General features: G+C 65.8%; 11 protein-coding genes. 5 read left to right on the plus strand and 6 right to left on the minus strand.

Features of this window, described 5'->3' with window-relative positions:
- Positions 1–81: 81 nt before the first annotated feature.
- Complete coding sequence (locus tag ACZK13_RS07650; protein WP_125895295.1) at positions 82–1,239, minus strand: ROK family protein; 1,158 nt, start codon at positions 1,237–1,239, stop codon at positions 82–84.
- Positions 1,236–2,465 carry an MFS transporter gene (locus ACZK13_RS07655; protein WP_478482409.1) on the minus strand — a complete coding sequence of 410 codons (1,230 nt, stop codon included), beginning with the start codon at positions 2,463–2,465 and terminating at the stop codon, positions 1,236–1,238. The genes ACZK13_RS07650 and ACZK13_RS07655 overlap by 4 nt, the downstream gene beginning before the upstream one ends.
- A 189-nt stretch (positions 2,466–2,654) precedes the next feature.
- On the opposite strand from ACZK13_RS07655, the gene ACZK13_RS07660 reads away from it, so the two are divergent.
- A complete protein-coding gene (locus tag ACZK13_RS07660; protein ID WP_125895297.1) occupies positions 2,655–3,137 on the plus strand; it encodes a LuxR family transcriptional regulator in 483 nt (160 codons plus the stop codon).
- Between the two features lie 51 nt (positions 3,138–3,188).
- On the opposite strand, the gene aceE is transcribed toward ACZK13_RS07660, so the two are convergent.
- Together aceE and ACZK13_RS07670 are read right to left on the minus strand one after the other, a co-directional pair.
- Entirely contained in the window at positions 3,189–5,861 is a 2,673-nt protein-coding gene (gene aceE / locus ACZK13_RS07665; RefSeq protein WP_253144567.1) for a pyruvate dehydrogenase (acetyl-transferring), homodimeric type, read from the minus strand.
- Positions 5,862–6,106: 245 nt separating this feature from the next.
- A complete protein-coding gene (locus ACZK13_RS07670; protein ID WP_032128423.1) occupies positions 6,107–6,406 on the minus strand; it encodes a hypothetical protein in 300 nt (99 codons plus the stop codon).
- Between the two features lie 138 nt (positions 6,407–6,544).
- On the opposite strand from ACZK13_RS07670, the gene ACZK13_RS07675 reads away from it, so the two are divergent.
- The 4 genes from ACZK13_RS07675 to ACZK13_RS07690 all read left to right on the plus strand — a co-directional run bounded on the left by ACZK13_RS07675 (position 6,545) and on the right by ACZK13_RS07690 (position 12,760).
- Entirely contained in the window at positions 6,545–7,060 is a 516-nt protein-coding gene (locus ACZK13_RS07675) for an RNA polymerase sigma factor (protein ID WP_253144565.1), read from the plus strand.
- Positions 7,057–8,079, plus strand: a complete 1,023-nt coding sequence (locus ACZK13_RS07680) for a FecR family protein (protein WP_253144563.1) — start codon at positions 7,057–7,059, stop codon at positions 8,077–8,079. The genes ACZK13_RS07675 and ACZK13_RS07680 overlap by 4 nt, the downstream gene beginning before the upstream one ends.
- A gap of 141 nt (positions 8,080–8,220) precedes the next feature.
- Positions 8,221–11,154, plus strand: a complete 2,934-nt coding sequence (locus ACZK13_RS07685; RefSeq protein ID WP_253144562.1) for a TonB-dependent receptor — start codon at positions 8,221–8,223, stop codon at positions 11,152–11,154.
- Between the two features lie 10 nt (positions 11,155–11,164).
- The gene (locus ACZK13_RS07690; protein WP_253144559.1) at positions 11,165–12,760 is read left to right on the plus strand and encodes an alkaline phosphatase D family protein; all 1,596 of its coding nucleotides are present in this window, start codon (positions 11,165–11,167) and stop codon (positions 12,758–12,760) included.
- Between the two features lie 87 nt (positions 12,761–12,847).
- On the opposite strand, the gene ACZK13_RS07695 is transcribed toward ACZK13_RS07690, so the two are convergent.
- Positions 12,848–13,810: an IS110 family transposase gene (locus tag ACZK13_RS07695; protein ID WP_132808894.1), complete on the minus strand. Its 963-nt coding sequence runs from the start codon at positions 13,808–13,810 to the stop codon at positions 12,848–12,850.
- A gap of 313 nt (positions 13,811–14,123) precedes the next feature.
- Complete coding sequence (locus ACZK13_RS07700) at positions 14,124–16,232, minus strand: phosphocholine-specific phospholipase C (protein ID WP_253146039.1); 2,109 nt, start codon at positions 16,230–16,232, stop codon at positions 14,124–14,126.
- Positions 16,233–16,235 lie beyond the last annotated feature (3 nt).

Genomic DNA, 16,235 nt, shown 5'->3' on the forward strand with positions numbered 1-16,235 from the left:
GGCGGCCATGCAGGGAAGGGGGACCGCTGCACGGTAGGTCCGGGCGATGACGGAATTGTTTACTTCGGCGGAAATAAACAATTAAGCGATGGCGTCGGCGCCCAGCTGATGGATCGGCAGCAGCGCCGCGCCCACCGATACCGCGGATCCTCCCAGCCGTGACACATGCACCTGTGGCAGGCGCAGGCTGTCCAGCGCACTGCTCCAGCGTGCCGGTTGCTGCAGGTGTTGCCCCAACACTTCCAGCACCTGCCTCGGCAGTGAGCCGGACAGGATCACGGCGCCAGGATCGAGCCATGCCACACCGGTATTGGCCGCCACGCCCAGCTGGTTGCCCGCACGTTCTGCCCAGGCATTGATGATGCCGGCATGGGTTTCCAGGCAGGACTCCAGTTCGAACAGTGAAGGAATGCCGGCGCCGGCGTCGCGCAGCGTGGCCAGCAGGTCGATGCCCGAGGGGCGCGGCGCGTCCATGCGGAACAGGCGACCGATATCCCCGGCATTGCCGAACTCACCGCGCATCACATCACGTCGATGGATCACGCCACCGCCCACGCCGTGGCCGACATACAGCAACAGCGCCGACGCGCAGTCGCGGATCAGTCCGCTGTCGTAGTACTCCGCCAGCGCCGCCAGGGTCGCATCGTTCTCCACCCAGACCGGGAAACCGAAGTAGTCTTCGAAGAACTGGTCGTTGTCGATATCGCGCCAACCGTGCAGCCAGTCCACCGCGTGCCTGCGTGCCGGCCCGGTTTCGACCACGGGCCCGGGAACCGCCACGCCGAGGCCCAGGAAGCGCGCGCGCATGAGCCCAGTGCGGCTGGTAAGGCTGCGCAGGCGCTGGTCCACTGCGTGCACGAAGTCGTAGGGATCTGCGCTGTCGAATGCGGTTGCATCGCGGGCGATGACCTGGCCGGCAAAATCCACCAGCGCGATCTCCAGCCAACCGGGATGTACCGTGGCACCGGCGGCATAGCCGCCCCGCCCGGACAGCGCCAGTGGCACCGAGGGTCGGCCGCGCTGGCCATCGGACAGTTGCCCCTGTTCCTCGATCACCTCCAGCATCAGCAGTTCACGCGCCAGGCGGGTCAACGCGCCGTTGTGCATGCCCAGCTGGTGGGCAATGGTGATGCGGGGAACGGCGCCCATCGTGCGCAACAGCCAGATGATGCGCTTGTGGTCGGCATCCAGCGCGATCAGCGGTTTGCGGCGCAACCGCGATGTGGGAGCCAGGTTCATGGGTGCAGGCCCTCGGTACGTGGCAGCGCGACCGGCCAGGCCAATGCGGCCAGCGACAGCAGGCTGCCGACGGCAACCAGCGAGACCAGTGCGGCAGAGGTGACCGGATCACCGGCCTGTATGCCGGGCAGCAGCTGGCCCAGCAGCAACGAGGAGGCGGCAATGGACAGTTTCATGGTTCCAGTGAGCAGGGCAAAACAGCTCAGGTCATCCTCACGTCCGCTGCGGGCGGCATGGCGACGGGCGATCAGCGCGGTGCGCCGCCACAGCACCAGGCCGACACTGGCCACCGCCGCCCCATGGACAGCGGCACACGCAATCGCGACAGGCAGGGAGGGCTTGGCCTGGTAAACGCAGACGGCAGCGATGGCCAGCACCGACATCAGCGCGATCAGGCCTGTCTCGCTGCACAGTGGGGGGCGCAGGCGCAGATGGAGCCAAGGCGCGACCACCATGCCCGCGACCATGGCGAAGGTCAGCGCTGCACCCTGGTCGGCAAAGGGAAACAAGCGCCCGGCCAGGCCCACCAGCGCCGTTTCTGCCGCTGCAGCCAGCAGAACCGGCAGTAGTGCCGGCAGCGGCAGGGCGCCGGCAACGGGCCTGATGGCTGTGGCCGGCTGTGCGGGCGTGGCGACGCAGGCCAGGGGAAGCGCGGCGGCCACGATCAGGATGCCGATGATCATGCAGATCAGCAGCGCGCTGCCACTGCCTGCGGATGCAGGTGAACCGACCACGCCGAACAGTGCTGCAGCGATGCACAGCTTGGAGATCGGTACCACCACAGCGCGGGCGGAAACGTAGCGCATGGCCTCGTTCTCGTCGCGGGGCAACAGCGAAGTCAGTGCATTCTGGGCTACGTCGTAAACCGCGTAGCAGGTACGGAACAACAGCGAGGCGGCCAGCAGCGGCAGGAAGGCGGGCTCGGTCGCGCTGCTCGGGCTGAACAGCAGGCAGGCGCTGGCGGCGGTGCCGAGCCCGCCGATGAGCTGCAGGCGCAGGGCGAGGCGCTGCTGGTTGCGAAGGCGGGTGAATACGGCGGCCAGCAGCAGGTCGAGAACGCTGCCGTAGGTCAGGGAGATCGCCAGCAGCTGGCCGGTGTGGGCAGCCGACAGTCCCAGCCGGACGTGCAGGTAGTAGCCCAGCGCCAGGTCCACGAACGACCAGGACAGAGTGCGGGCGAAGTGGCCGGCGGCATAGAGCTGCCGCAGCGATGGCTGCGCGTTCAACGCTGTTTTTGGGGGAGGAGGCCGGAGATCCGGGATCGTTCTACTACCCCTGTGTGACAGCGGTCTGACATGGTGCGAGGTCGGCCATTCAGCGAGTGGCTTGCAGCACACGCCGTGGGCGAGCAGCATTGACCGTGCTGCGCCCCACAACGCCTCACGCAGAGCCTTCTTCGCCGAATGGAGCAACGTATGAAGCTGTTGTCCGCTGTGTTGTTGTCTGCGCTTTCATTCCCCGCCGTTCCGGCGCTGGCAGTGGAGGCGTCTCCTTCACCGCTGTTGGGGCGCTGGTCGCTGGATATCGCTACGTCTGCGTTGCCCGAGGCGCAGCGCCCGAAGCAGGTGGTGCTGGAGTTCAAGGACGCCGGTGCGGGGCGTTGGAGTTCACATGTGGACATCGTCCTGCACGATGGCAAGACCATGAAATCCGACGGCACGCTGGCGCTGGATGGTACGCCGGGCGCCCTGTCCGGCACCTATGGCGCGGACAAGGCCAACCTGAAACTGCCGGCGCCGAACACCCTGGTGATGCAGCTGGTGGACCACGGCACGCCGGCCTCCACCCGTATCTATACCGTGGCGGCTGACCGCTCGACGATGACCGAGACCAAGGCGTTCTACAGCCACGATGGTACGCCGATCCTGCAGACCAATCTGTTCAAGCGGATGCCCTAGCGTTGCCACCGGCACCACGCCCGCAGAACGGGCGTGGTGAATGCTGCAGCCTTACACCGCGGCCGGGTCGCGCTTGCCGGTGTCGATGCCGTACTTGTCGATGGCGTCCTGCATCCGCGCGCGCTCGATGCGGCCTTCGTCGGCCAGCGACTTCAGGGCGGCCAGCACGATGAAGTGGCGATCCACTTCGAAGAACGTGCGCAGCGACTCACGCGTGTCGGAGCGGCCGAAGCCATCGGTACCGAGTGCGGTGAAGCGGCGGTCGTTGATGAAGGGACGGATCTGGTCGCCGACGATCTTCATGTAGTCGGTGGCCACCACCACCGGGCCTTCATGGCCCTGCAGGCACTGCTGCAGGTAGGGCACGCGGGGCTCCTCGGCCGGATGCAGCAGGTTCCAGCGCTCGGCGGCCAGGCCATCGCGGCGCAGTTCGGTCAGGCTGGTCGCGCTCCACACATCGCTGGCGATGCCGAAGTCCTGCTGCAGCAGTTCTGCCGCGGCTTCCACTTCGCGCAGGATCGAACCGCTGCCCATCAGCTGCACGCGTGGCTGCGAGTCGCTGTCGGCGGCCGCCGGGTGCAGCAGGTACAGGCCCTTCAGGATGCCGGCCTCGGCGCCCTCGGGCAGCGCCGGCTGCGGATAGTTCTCGTTGAGTACGGTGATGTAGTAGTAGATGTCTTCCTGCTCGACGTACATGCGGCGCAGGCCGTCGTGGATGATCACCGCCAGCTCGTAGTTGTAGGTCGGGTCGTAGGATACGCAGCTCGGGATGACCGACGACAGCACGTGGCTGTGGCCGTCGTCATGCTGCAGGCCTTCGCCCATCAGCGTGGTGCGGCCGGAGGTGGCACCCAGCAGGAATCCACGGGTGCGCGCATCGGCGGCGGCCCAGGCCAGGTCACCGACGCGCTGCAGGCCGAACATCGAGTAGAAGATGTAGAACGGGATCGTCGCCAGGCCGTGGTTGCTGTAGGCGGTGCCGGCGGCGATCCACGAGCAGATCGCGCCGGATTCGTTGATGCCTTCCTGCAGGATCTGGCCGTCCTTGGCTTCCTTGTAATAGCTCAGCTGGCCGGCATCCTGCGGGGTATACAGCTGGCCCAGGTAGGAGTGGATGCCGATCTGGCGGAACAGGCCTTCCATGCCGAAGGTGCGCGATTCATCGGGCACGATCGGAATCACCAGCTTGCCCAGTTCCGGGTCCTTCAGCAGGCTGGTGAGAATGCGCACGAAGCCCATGGTGGTGGACTGTCCGCGATCGCCGCTGCCCTGCAGCTGGGTGTTGAAGATCGACAGCGGCGGCAGCGGCAGCGGATCGACCTTGGCCAGGCGCGCGGGTAGTTGCCCGCCCTGGATGCGGCGGCGCTCGGCGAAGTAGATGGCTTCGGCGCTGCCCGGTTCCGGGCGCAGATAGGGCATCTCTTCCAGCTGTTCGTCGCTGACCGGCAGGTTGAAGCGGTCACGGAAGGCGCGCACCGCGTCGGCGCTCATTTTCTTCAGCTGGTGGTTGATGTTCTGGCCTTCACCGGCTTCACCCATGCCGAAACCCTTGACCGTCTTGGCCAGGATCACCGTCGGCCGGCCGCTGGTGTTCACCGCCTGCTGGTAGGCGGCGAACACCTTCTGCGGATCATGGCCACCACGTGCCAGCGCCCAGATGTCGTCGTCGCTCATGTGCGCGACCAGCTCCAGCAGTTCGGGGTAACGACCGAAGAAGTGCTCGCGCACGTAGGCACCGTTCTGCGACTTGAAGGTCTGGTAGTCGCCGTCCACGCATTCCATCATGCGCTGGCGCAGCAGGCCGCTGTGGTCGCGGGCCAGCAGGTCGTCCCAGCCGCTGCCCCAGATCAGCTTGATCACGTTCCAGCCAGCGGCGCGGAAGGTGCCTTCCAGTTCCTGGATGACCTTGGCGTTGCCACGCACCGGACCGTCCAGGCGCTGTAGGTTGCAGTTCACCACGAACACGATGTTGTCCAGCCGCTCGCGCCCGGCCAGCGAGATCGCCGCCAGCGATTCGGGCTGGTCCATCTCGCCGTCGCCGAGGAAGGCCCAGACCTTGCGGCCCTGGTGTTCTTTCAGGCCGCGGTATTCCAGGTAACGCATGTAGCGCGCCTGGTAGGCGGCGGTCAGCGGGCCCAGCCCCATCGACACGGTGGGGAACTGCCAGAACTCCGGCATCAATCGCGGGTGTGGATACGAGGACAGGCCTTCGCGCCCGGCTTCACGGCGGAAGTTGTCCATGCGCGCCGGATCGATGCGGCCTTCCACGTACGCGCGGCCATAGATGCCCGGCGCGGAGTGGCCCTGGATGTAGATCATGTCGCCGTCGAAGGTCTCGGTACGGCCACGGAAGAAATGATCGAAGCCCACGTCGTACAGTACTGCCGCCGACTGGTAGGTGGCGATGTGGCCACCGACGTTGGAATGCTTGCCGGCACGCAGCACCATCACCATCGCGTTCCAGCGGATCATCGCGTTCAGGCGGCGCTCGATGGCCAGGTCACCCGGGTAGGCCGGTTGGCGCTCGGGCGGGATGGTGTTGACGTAGGCGGTCCAGGCACGGGTATGCAGGTCGCCATGCTGCTGGGCGTCTAGCTCGCTGAGCTGGTCGATCAGGTAGTGCGCGCGCGGCCGGCCACCGGCCTGCATCACCGCTTCCAGTGATTCACGCCACTCGCGGGTTTCCAGTGGATCGGTATCGAAGGGAATGAGCGCTTGGTTCATGACTGTCTCCAGAGGGCGCCGGTCGGACTTCTGCCTGGGCGACAACACCGGCAGGGCGCACAGCACTGGAGCGGGGTCGCAACGGCGGGGCCGTGACGCGAAGGGCGACCGTCGCGGCCGCCGAGAAGACAAGCGTAGGCCCGCCCCCCCCGGCTTCGATAGGCGGGCAGGGCTTGGGTCTCTGGCAAGCAAGGGTTGGCACGGGGCGCCGTATCATGGCCGGGCGCGCCGGGTGCGGCCGCTGATCAGGCCGGGGACAGGCCCGGGAAGAACATCGGGATGACCGCCACACCAACGCCCAGCAGGCACCAGGCCACGATCGGCAGCCAGCCTGAGAGCTGCTGGCAGCGTTCCGGCAAGCGGCGTCCTCCGATCCACAGCAGCAGGGTGAGCAGGCCCAGCGCGTAGGCGAGGGCGACGACCACCGGATGCACGTGGACGACACGGCTGGGCGGCCACATCTGCTGCTGGTAGGCGGTGGTGTGGGCGACCAGCAGCAGGAACAGCAGGCTGCTGAGGGTGTTGATGGCGGTGCGGGCGTTCATTGCGGGGCACTCCTTGTGCCGGCTGCCGGAAACTGCAGAGGCGGCATTCTAGCGGCTGCCTGCCGGCAGTTGAAACGCCACTGTCATCGATGGCCGTCACTCTGCGGGGCTTTCCAGCCTTGGGGTGGTTGGCCGGCCGTGAACAGCGTGAGGATCTGGGAGAAGAGCTATGCGCTGCGGCGGCGGCTGCTGCGCGGCTTCTTCCTGCGCCGGGGTTCTGCCAGCGAAGATGCCGAGGATCTGGCGCAGGAGGTTTACCTGCGGCTGCTGCACAGCACCGGTGAGCATGCCGACGCGGTCGAGAACCCGGAAGCCTACCTGTTCACCGTGGCCGCCAATCTTGCACGGGAGCACGCGCGCGCGCGTTCGTCGCTGCCGCCGCTGGAGGACGTCGACCTCCTGGCCGAAGTGTTGAAGAGCGAAGAAGACATCGAAGGCGAATTCGAGCGCGCGCAGCGATGGAGCGATATCCGCACCACCATCGCACGGCTGCCGGCGACCACGCGGCGGGTGATGGAGCTGCATTATCGCGACGGGCTGGACTGCCCGGCAATCAGCCAGCAGTTGCAGGTGTCGGTGCACATGGTGCGCAAGCATATCGGCAAGGGTCTGGAAGCCTGCAGGAAGGCGCTGGGCGCCAGGGAGCTCACATGAAACGGAATCCATCGGGTGCGGCCGACGACGCGATCGCCAGCGAGGCCATGGACTGGTTCCAGCGCAATCGCGAGGGCGTGCTGGGCGAAGCCGAGCGGGTTGCGTTGCTGGACTGGATGAAGCGCTCGCCGGAGCATGTGCGCGCCTATATGCACGCGCTCGCACTGCACCGGCAGGTTGGTGAGGCGCTGCAATCGGCATTGGCTGAAGAGGCCTCGGTGCCGCCACAGCAGGCCGCTGCCAAGGTCGTGCCGCTGTTCGGACACGCACAGGCCCCGCTGCGCAGTGCGCCGCACAGCCGTCGCACGCGTTGGTGGGTGGCGGCTGCCGCAGCCTGTATCGCCCTGCTCGGCGTGGGCCTGGTACCGCAGCTGATGCCTACCGAGCTGCTTTACAGCGCCGGACATGGAGAAATTCGCGACCTGGTGCTGCCCGACCAGACCCAGGTGCGGCTCAACGCGGACAGCCGCCTGCGGGTGCGCATGGGCGGGTTCAGCCGCAGGGTGGAGCTGCTGCAGGGCGAGGCCACGTTCGACATCGCCCAGGACCGACGGCCGTTCGAGGTGCAGGTGAACGGATTGCAGATCCGCGATATCGGCACGGTGTTCGACGTGTCGCGACGGCTGCAGGGCACCCGCATCGGTGTGGTATCCGGCGAGGTGGAAGTGTGGAGCCACGGTGCGGATGCGCGGCGTCTTGCACAACTGGGTAAAGGTCAGGTGGTGCAGGTCGACGCGCGCAGCCATGCGGTCGAGTCGTTGGATGTGCCGTTGTCGATGCTGCTGGACTGGCAGCAACGCAAGGTCTCTTTCCTGGACGAGCGGCTGGATGAGGTGGCCGCCGCCTTCAACCGCCACAACCAGGTGCAGGTTCGGGTGCTGGATGAAGGTGCGGCGTCGGCGCGGTTGTCCGGCAGCCTGGACGCGCATCGCATCGGTGCGCTGCAGGCCTTCCTCGAGCGCGATCCGCGCTTCGTGGTGCGGCGCGAAGGCGACACCGTGCGGGTTGGCAGTCGCTGAGGTCGACATGGCCGTGGGTTGTCAGAAAAAATTCATCAAATCCGCGTTCTCCACTTCGGTGGATGCGGGCTCTTACTTGGGAGAAGCCGCTGCCGAGTCACGCAGCGGCACCTGCTGCCTTCTCTCTTCCAAGGACCCGTGATGCGCAACACGCTCTACCTGTCGATCATCCTCGCCCTGTCTCCCTGCAGCGTGCCGCTGGCGGCTGCGGCCACTGCCGATGGCCTCGAGGCCCGCGTTTCGGCGCCGATCGCGGCGCAGCCGCTGGCGCGCGCGCTGGAGCAGTTGTCGCGCAGTTCCGGCGTGCAGTTCCTGTATTCGGGCAGTGGTGAAGTGCACATGGCCGGTGCGGTGCCGCGCGGTGCCACCGTCAAGCAGGCGCTGGACGCGCTGCTGGCAGGGACCGGCCTGGGCTACACCGTGGTGGATGGCAACGTCATCGCTATTGATCCTGCGCCGGCACACAACGAACCGAAGCCGGCCGCGCCGAAGCCGCGCGAGGCCGAAGCGGTGGTGGCGCCGACCCTGGGCACGGTGAAGGTGATTGCTGCGCATGAGGTGATCGACCAGAAGAAGACCTCGCCGGTGATCAAGGATTCGGTGGTCTACGACGAGATGGACAGCTACGGCGACGAGACACTGGCCGAGAGCCTGATGGCCGCGCCGGGCCTGAGTGCCGTGGAGGATGCCGGTGAGCCCCGTTACGTGACAGTGCGTGGCGTGCAGGCCAACCTCAACTACACCACCATCGACGGCATCGCGATTGCCAGCGTGGGTGGCAGTGGCTCGGGTGAGCGCATGAACAACCTGCAGCTGATTCCCAGCGACATCGGCACCCGCACCGACATCTACAAGAGCTTCAGCGCAGAGCAGGCGCCGGATGCGATCGGCGGCGTGATCGACATCATCAGCCGCAGTGCCTTCGACCGGTCCGGCAAGTACGTGTTCGCCGATGTGGCTGGTATCTACTCCACGGCCGAGACCAATGTCGAGCGCAGTGCCGGTGGCAACCACGAGACCCTGGGGCATTTCGGCAAGAGCGCCAAGATGGTGTTCTCCAACCAGTTCGGTGCCGACCAGGAATTCGGCCTTGTTGCGGTAGCGCGCTATGAGCAGCGTTCGCGCAACAGCGTCAAGCGCTGGGTGGAGTCGAACTACTACTACAACGACGCCGGCAAGTACCTCACCGACGGCACCACCGGGCCGGACGAGGCCAAGGGCTGGAACGGACTGCGTGCGCCGGGCAACTTCAGCACCGGCACCTACACCAACTTCATCACCAACTTCGGTGGCTCGGCCAAGCTGGAATGGAAGCCATCGGACGATCCTTTCTACGCATCGTTGCTGCTGTACTCGTACCGGTTCTACGAGAACTCGACGATGAACAAGACCGATCTGTACGGCAACGCCAAGTTTCCGATCCGCAACCAGACCGAAGACAGTGGCACCACCCAGATCAACAGCATCTACATCAAGAACCGCCACGACCGCTGGGACCGCAGCAACCGTGGCGCCATCGCCAGCTTCAACTGGGATATCGGTGATCGCTCGCGGCTGACCCTGCGTGGCGGCCATACCGAAGAGACCTTCCACAACAACCAGGTCTACTGGGGTGTGCGCGCCTACCCAAGCAATCTGTTCGTCGACTACGAGAACGACAGCCACGGTTTCCCGAACGCAGTGACGGTTTCCGATTCCAGCCTGCTGACCAGCTCGGCGTTCAAGCTGAACCCGGCGCAGGCCTATGTCTCGCCGCGCGACGCCAAGGAGAGCATCGACAACCTGCGTGCCGACTTCAGCTACAACATCGACGCCGATGCGCGTGGCTTCGGCCTGGCCGCCGGCGCCGAATACCGCCATCTGAAGATCTGGCAGGACATCGACTTCGACTACTTCAAGAGCAGTGCCACGCTCAACGATTACCTGTATCCGGGTTCGACGCTGCTGGGCAGCGTGCCGGGCTTCCCGCTGATCGACAACCGCAAGTGGAACGAGGAACTGCTGCCGAAACTGGGCAATAACAATGCGGCGTATCCAAATGCCAACTTCACCAGCGACTACAAGTACGTGGAGGACATCACCAATGCCTACGTGTCCGCACACTACGCCTGGGACCGACTGCTGCTGATCGGCGGCCTGCGCTACGACCACACCCGCTTCGATGCCTACAGCCCATTCAGCGATGATGGCGGCACTACGTATACCTCTGCCTTCCGCAATACGAGCGGTGGCTACAACAACCTGCTGCCTTCATTGAATGCGACGTTCAAGTTGAGCGAGGACCAGCGCCTGCGCTTCTCCGCCAGCCGCACGCTGGGCCGGCCGACACCCAGCAACATCGCCCAGGCCACCAGCACCAGCTGTGGTGATGACGAGGAGGGCAGGGGCTTCTGCACCATCAAGCAGGGCAACGCCAACCTGCAGCCGCGCCGTTCCACCAACATCGACCTGGCGTGGGACCTGTACTTCAACGGCAACAACGGCCTGGTCTCGGTGGCACTGTTCGACAAAGTGATCAAGGACGACATCTACACCCTGACCACCTTCGAGAATGTGGGTGATACCCGCTACCGGGTCACCCAGCCGATGAACACCGACGAGTCCAGGCTGCGCGGTGTCGAGTTCGCGGTGGCCAACCGCAACCTGCAGTGGGGCCGCCAGCGCTTCGACATGTACTTCAACGCCACGCGGCTGGAAGGCCAGACCAACTACCGCATCAGTGATGGCACCGAACGCCGCCTGGACCGCCTGCTGTACCAGCCGGACTGGTCGCTCAATGGGTCGGTGATCTGGCGCATGCCGTGGAAGAGCGCACAGCTGCGCCTGTCCGGTACCTACCGCAGCCGGATGCTGGTCGACTTCGGCGATACCCAGTGGCTGGATTCGTACTACGACCCGTACATGACCTTCAACATGGGCTTCAGCCACAAGGTCAGCAAGCACGTGACGCTGAAGTACGAGGCCAAGAACCTGTTCAACACCCAGCCGACCTACAGCACCGGCCCGAACGGGCGCTTCCGTACCGAGATCGACGACTACGGCCGCTTCTTCTATTTCCACATCATCTACAACTGAGGGCGCAGCCGTGGATACGATCAATCGCAGGCGATTCCTGGCCCTGGCCGGCCTGTCTGCTGCCGGCGCCTGGATGGGCACGGCGCACGCGCTGGCCGCACAGACCGATGCCGCCGCGCTGAACCCGCGCAACCTGCTGGCGTCGCCGCGGTTCGCCAGCACGCCGTTCACCCTGGGCGTGGCCTCGGGTGATTCTTCGGCCGATGGCATGGTGCTGTGGACACGGCTGGCGACCGAGCCGCTGGTGTTCGGCGGTGGCATGCCGACCCGGCCGATGGTGGTCGAATGGCAGCTGGCGGCGGACGAGGGCATGCGCAAGGTGGTACGCCAGGGTTCGGCGATGGCGCATCCCGAACTCGGCCACGCTGTGCACGTGGAGCTGGGTGGGTTGGCGCCCGCACGGCCTTACTGGTACCGCTTCACCGTAGGCGGCCACGCCAGTGCGGTCGGTTGCACCCGCACGCTGCCCGCAGCCACGGCCGCAGTGGATCGCGTGCGCTTTGCGGTGGCCGGTTGCCAGCACTACGAAGAAGGCCACTACACCGCGTGGCGGCGCATTGCCGAGGAATCGCTGGATTTCGTTTTCCACTACGGTGATTACATCTACGAAGGCGAAAGCCAGCCGGGCCTGCGGAGAATGAACGGCCAGCCGTTCACCAACCTGCGCAATCATGTCGGGCCGCAGACCTACACGCTGGACGACTACCGTCGCCGCTACGCCCAGTACAAGAGCGATGCCGACCTGCAGGCCGCGCATGCGTCGGCGCCGTGGTTCGTCACCTTCGATGACCATGAAGTGGACAACAACTGGGCCGGCGCCGAAGACCAGGACGATACGCCCAGCGAAGTGTTCCTGCTGCGCCGCGCACAGGCGTTCCAGGCCTACTACGAGAACATGCCACTGCGCCGTTCGGCATTCCCGCGCGATGGTCACATGCAGATGTACCGGCGCGCACGCTATGGCACGCTGATGGACCTGCACCTGCTCGACACGCGCCAGTACCGCAGCAAGCAGGTGAACATGGCGCTGCGCGAGGAGGTGGAATCGCCGGAGCGCAGCATTGTGGGTGCGACGCAGGAGCGCTGGCTGTTCGACGGCCTGGCCGATGCCGCGCCGCGCTGGCACACCATTGCCCACCAGGTGGCACTGGGCAACTACATGCGCGAGAAGGACGGGATGGTGCAGTCCTCCGACGACCAGTGGTCGGGCTATCTGGACAGCCGCCGGCGCCTGCTTGACCACATCCAGAAGGTTGGCTTCGGCAACGTGGTGACGGCGTGTGGCGACGCGCACCGGCATTACGCCAGCGACCTGGTGCAGGACCATCGTGATTCGGGCGTGGTCTCCAGTGAGTTCCTCGCCACTTCGATCACGTCCGGCTCCGACGGCCAGGGCGTGGATGCGTACGCAAGGAATCAGCTCGCGCACAGCCCTTATCTGAAGGCGACCACCGACAAGCGTGGCTATGTGCTGTGCGATGTCACCCGTGATGCATGGATCGGCGACATGAAGACGCTGGATACCGTGATGCAGCCGAATGGCGCGCTGCAGAGCTGGAAGCGCTACGCGGTCGAGCACGGCCGGCCGGGGTTGCAGGAGGCCTGATCAGCCAGCACCACTGTAGAGTCGAGCCATGCTCGACTGCTTTTTCCGGTAAATGATCGAAAAGCAGTCGAGATCCTATGTTCGTGGTCAAGCCTGCTGGAAGCAGGCTTGACCCACCTTCAGCATGGCCGGATCGAAGTCCCGGCCGCTTTTGAAGACACCCCAGGCGATCCTGGCCAGCTTTCTGGCCAGGATGTTGAAGACGGCGGTGCTGGGGTGACCGCGTTTTGACAGCTCGTCGTAGAGCGGTTGCCCCCGACGACACCGCTTGAGCCCCATGGCGGCCATGTAGAGCATCTGGCGCAGCACTGGCGCGCCCTGTTTGGACAGCCTACGCCGTCCCGTTCTGCCGCCAGACTCGTTAGGCCGGGGATCCAGGCCGGTGCAGGCGATCCACGCGTTGGCGTTGGCCAACGGCCAGCGCGTCATGTAGTAAATCAGGTGAGCGGCGACGGCGGGGCCGATACCAGGGATGGTCAACAGGCGCTTGTAGAGCGTGCCATGCTCTCCATCGCGACCCAAGCGCTGCAGTTCGCTTTCCAGCTCGGACAGCGTCCCAGCCAGAGCGCAGAACAGATCTGACAGCTCCCCGGGGGCACTTTTGCTTACCCCGAAGGATTGCTCCAGGCGCGCGCGTGTCTTTACCAGCGTCTGCCGCTTGCGCAGCAAATCGTGCATCTGCTGCTGCTCATCGGTACGCGGTACGTATTCACGCAGGCGATCGTTCTCCTTCTTCACGTACCGGGCGATCGCTTCGGCGTCCATGGCGTCCGTCTTGCCACGCGAGCCCGTCGCCCGGCCGTAGTGCTTGATCAGACGTGGATTGATCACATAGACAACGTGGCCTGCCTGGCCAGCCATCCGAGCCAACAACTCGTAGTACCGCCCCGTCGCCTCCATGCCAATCCGGCATCGCTGGGGCAAGGTGTTGAGCCACTGGGCTATGCCGGCCCGGGTGTTGGCGATCCTGTCGCCGGCCTTGCGGTCGGCCACTGCCGGTACGAACTCCTTGGAGTCCACGTCCACGCCAATATCGAGAGAATCAGACATTTGTACGGCTCCCAGCTATCTTTAAGGGGCTGGGGTGGTACCGCACCGACGTTAGCTTGCCTACATCGACGATCCCCTTTGGGGGCCGTACGATCCTTTATCGACGTTCGTGTGCGGGATGGGGATCGCTCGACTCGTCTGTCGGCTAGTATCCGCAGATGCATGCTTGACGGTCCCTCCACCCTGGCTCCTACATACCGCGTAGGAGCCGGGAGGAACATACAAGCCATGCTCGACTGCTTTTCGATCGTTCTTCGATCATTGACCGGAAAAAGCAGTCGAGCATGGCTCGACTCTACAAGGGCGGAGCGGTTCAATCGTGCTCGAACCGCAATGGTTCGCTGCCCATCGCGGGGTCGCTGGTGCCAGGGCGACCATCCTCGGCACGCCCGGCCAGACGCAGCATGCTCTCACCCGCGCCGACCTGCAGGTCGTACCAGCCCGCGATAGGCGCTGCATCCCACGCCAATGCGGTCTCCGCATGCGCCGGCAGCGCCAGCGTCTGTTCCGGCATGTGCCCGGCATAGGCGCCGGCATGCACGCGCAGCTGCTGTGCGGCATCGCTGAGATTGCGCAGGTGCAGCCGCAGCTGGCCGTCGGCGCGCTCGACCGACGCCTGCACGATGGGTCCTTTGGCAGCGCCCTGGAAGTGACGGTGGAAGCCGTTCGGGCCCAGCAGCCAAAGGTCGTAGCGACCGTGCACATCCAGCGGCCAGCGCTCCCGCAGTGGCGTGCCCGGTACCAGTGTATAGCGGCGTGGCACTGCACCCAGCCGCAGCCGATCGTAGACATGCAGGACCGCTGCCGCACCTTCGCAGGACAGCACCAGTTCCACGCCCGATGTGTCGATCGCGGCAATCGATGCCTGCGGCCGATAGGGCAGGGCACGCGCCGGACGTACGCCACGCTCCTGTTGCGCCGGTTCCAGCCCCTCCGGCAACGCTGGCACGGTGCGTCCTGGCAGGGCGGCGGCACGTGCGGCCGCCGCGCTCACGTCGGGCAGGCCGCGTACGAACGGACGGGTATCGCGCTGGGCGAAGTCGAAGGCGTTGCTCAGGTCTCCGCAGACCGCACGGCGCCAGGGCGAGATGTCGGGCGCGGCCACGCCGAAGCGGCGTTCGATCAGCCGTATGACCGAAGTGTGGTCGTACACCTGCGAATCGACCCAGCCACCGCGGCTCCAGGGTGAAATCACGTACAGCGGCACGCGCGGACCCAGTCCATACGGGCGGCCGCGCAGCTCGGCGGCGTCGTACTTCTCGTCGCCCGGTGCCGGATGGCGGTGGTACTCGCCTTCGGTACTGACCGAAGACATACCCGCCCAGCCACCGTTTATCGGTGAAGGCGGTGCCGGTGGCGGCATGTGGTCGAAGAAGCCGTCGTTCTCGTCGAACATCAGCAGCAGGGCGGTGCGGCTCCACACCTCCGGATCGGCGGTCAGTGCATCCAGCACGCGTGCGGTATAGGCCGCGCCCTGGGCCGGGCTGGAGGGGCCGGGATGCTCGCTGCCGGCCGCGTCGGCGATGATGAAGCTGACCTGCGGCAGGCGCCCATCGACCACGTCCTGGCGCAGCTGCGCCAGGCCACGCGTGCTGACCCCACGCGCGCGCAGCTGCGGGTCATGCCCTGGCGCAGCACGGTAGGCCTGGCGGAACGCCTCGAAGCCGGCCAGCGGGTTGTCGGTGAAGTTGTCGGCCATGTCCTGGTAGATCTGCCAGGAGACGCCCGCCTTCTGCAGGCGTTCGACATAGCTGGTCCAGCGATACGACGCCGGATGCCCGCCGTGCTCGGGGAAGTTGTCGTGCGAGTTGGCGATCACCGGGCCGCCAGCACGCGCGTGTGCATCATTGTGACCGGTCCACAGGAACACCCGGTTCGGGTTGGTTCCGGCCTGCATCGCGCAGTGGTAGGCGTCGCAGATGGTGAAGGCATCGGCCAGTGCGAACTGGAAGGGCAGGTCGCTGCGCTGGAAGTAGCCCATCGAGTGGTTCTGCTTGGCCTTCGGCCATTGCCCCATGCGGCCGTGGTCCCAGGCGCGCTGTGCGTCCGGCCAGGTGTGTGGTGTGCCCTCCACCCGCATGTAGCCGAAGTGCGCGGCGGTATCCAGCGGGAACGGTGCGATCGCGCGCGTGCCGCTGGCATCGGGTTGCAGCCACAGGCTGCGCGTGCGGCCGCCGGTCTGCAGTGCCGGCGCGGGAGCCACGAAGCGATCGCCGAAACCCCGTACGCCCGGCAGCGTGCCGAAGTAGTGGTCGAACGAGCGGTTCTCCTGCATGAACACCACGATGTGCTGCAGGTCTTCGAGGCTGCGCGTCTGCGCGGCGGGGGCGATCGCTGCAGCCCGGGCGATGCTGGGCAGCAGCGGGGAAAGGCCGGCGGCAACGCCGGCCTGCAACAACCGGCGTCGGCCGATATCAGTCACGGG

It is taken from the genome of Stenotrophomonas sp. 99219_Sma, assembly GCF_056480785.1.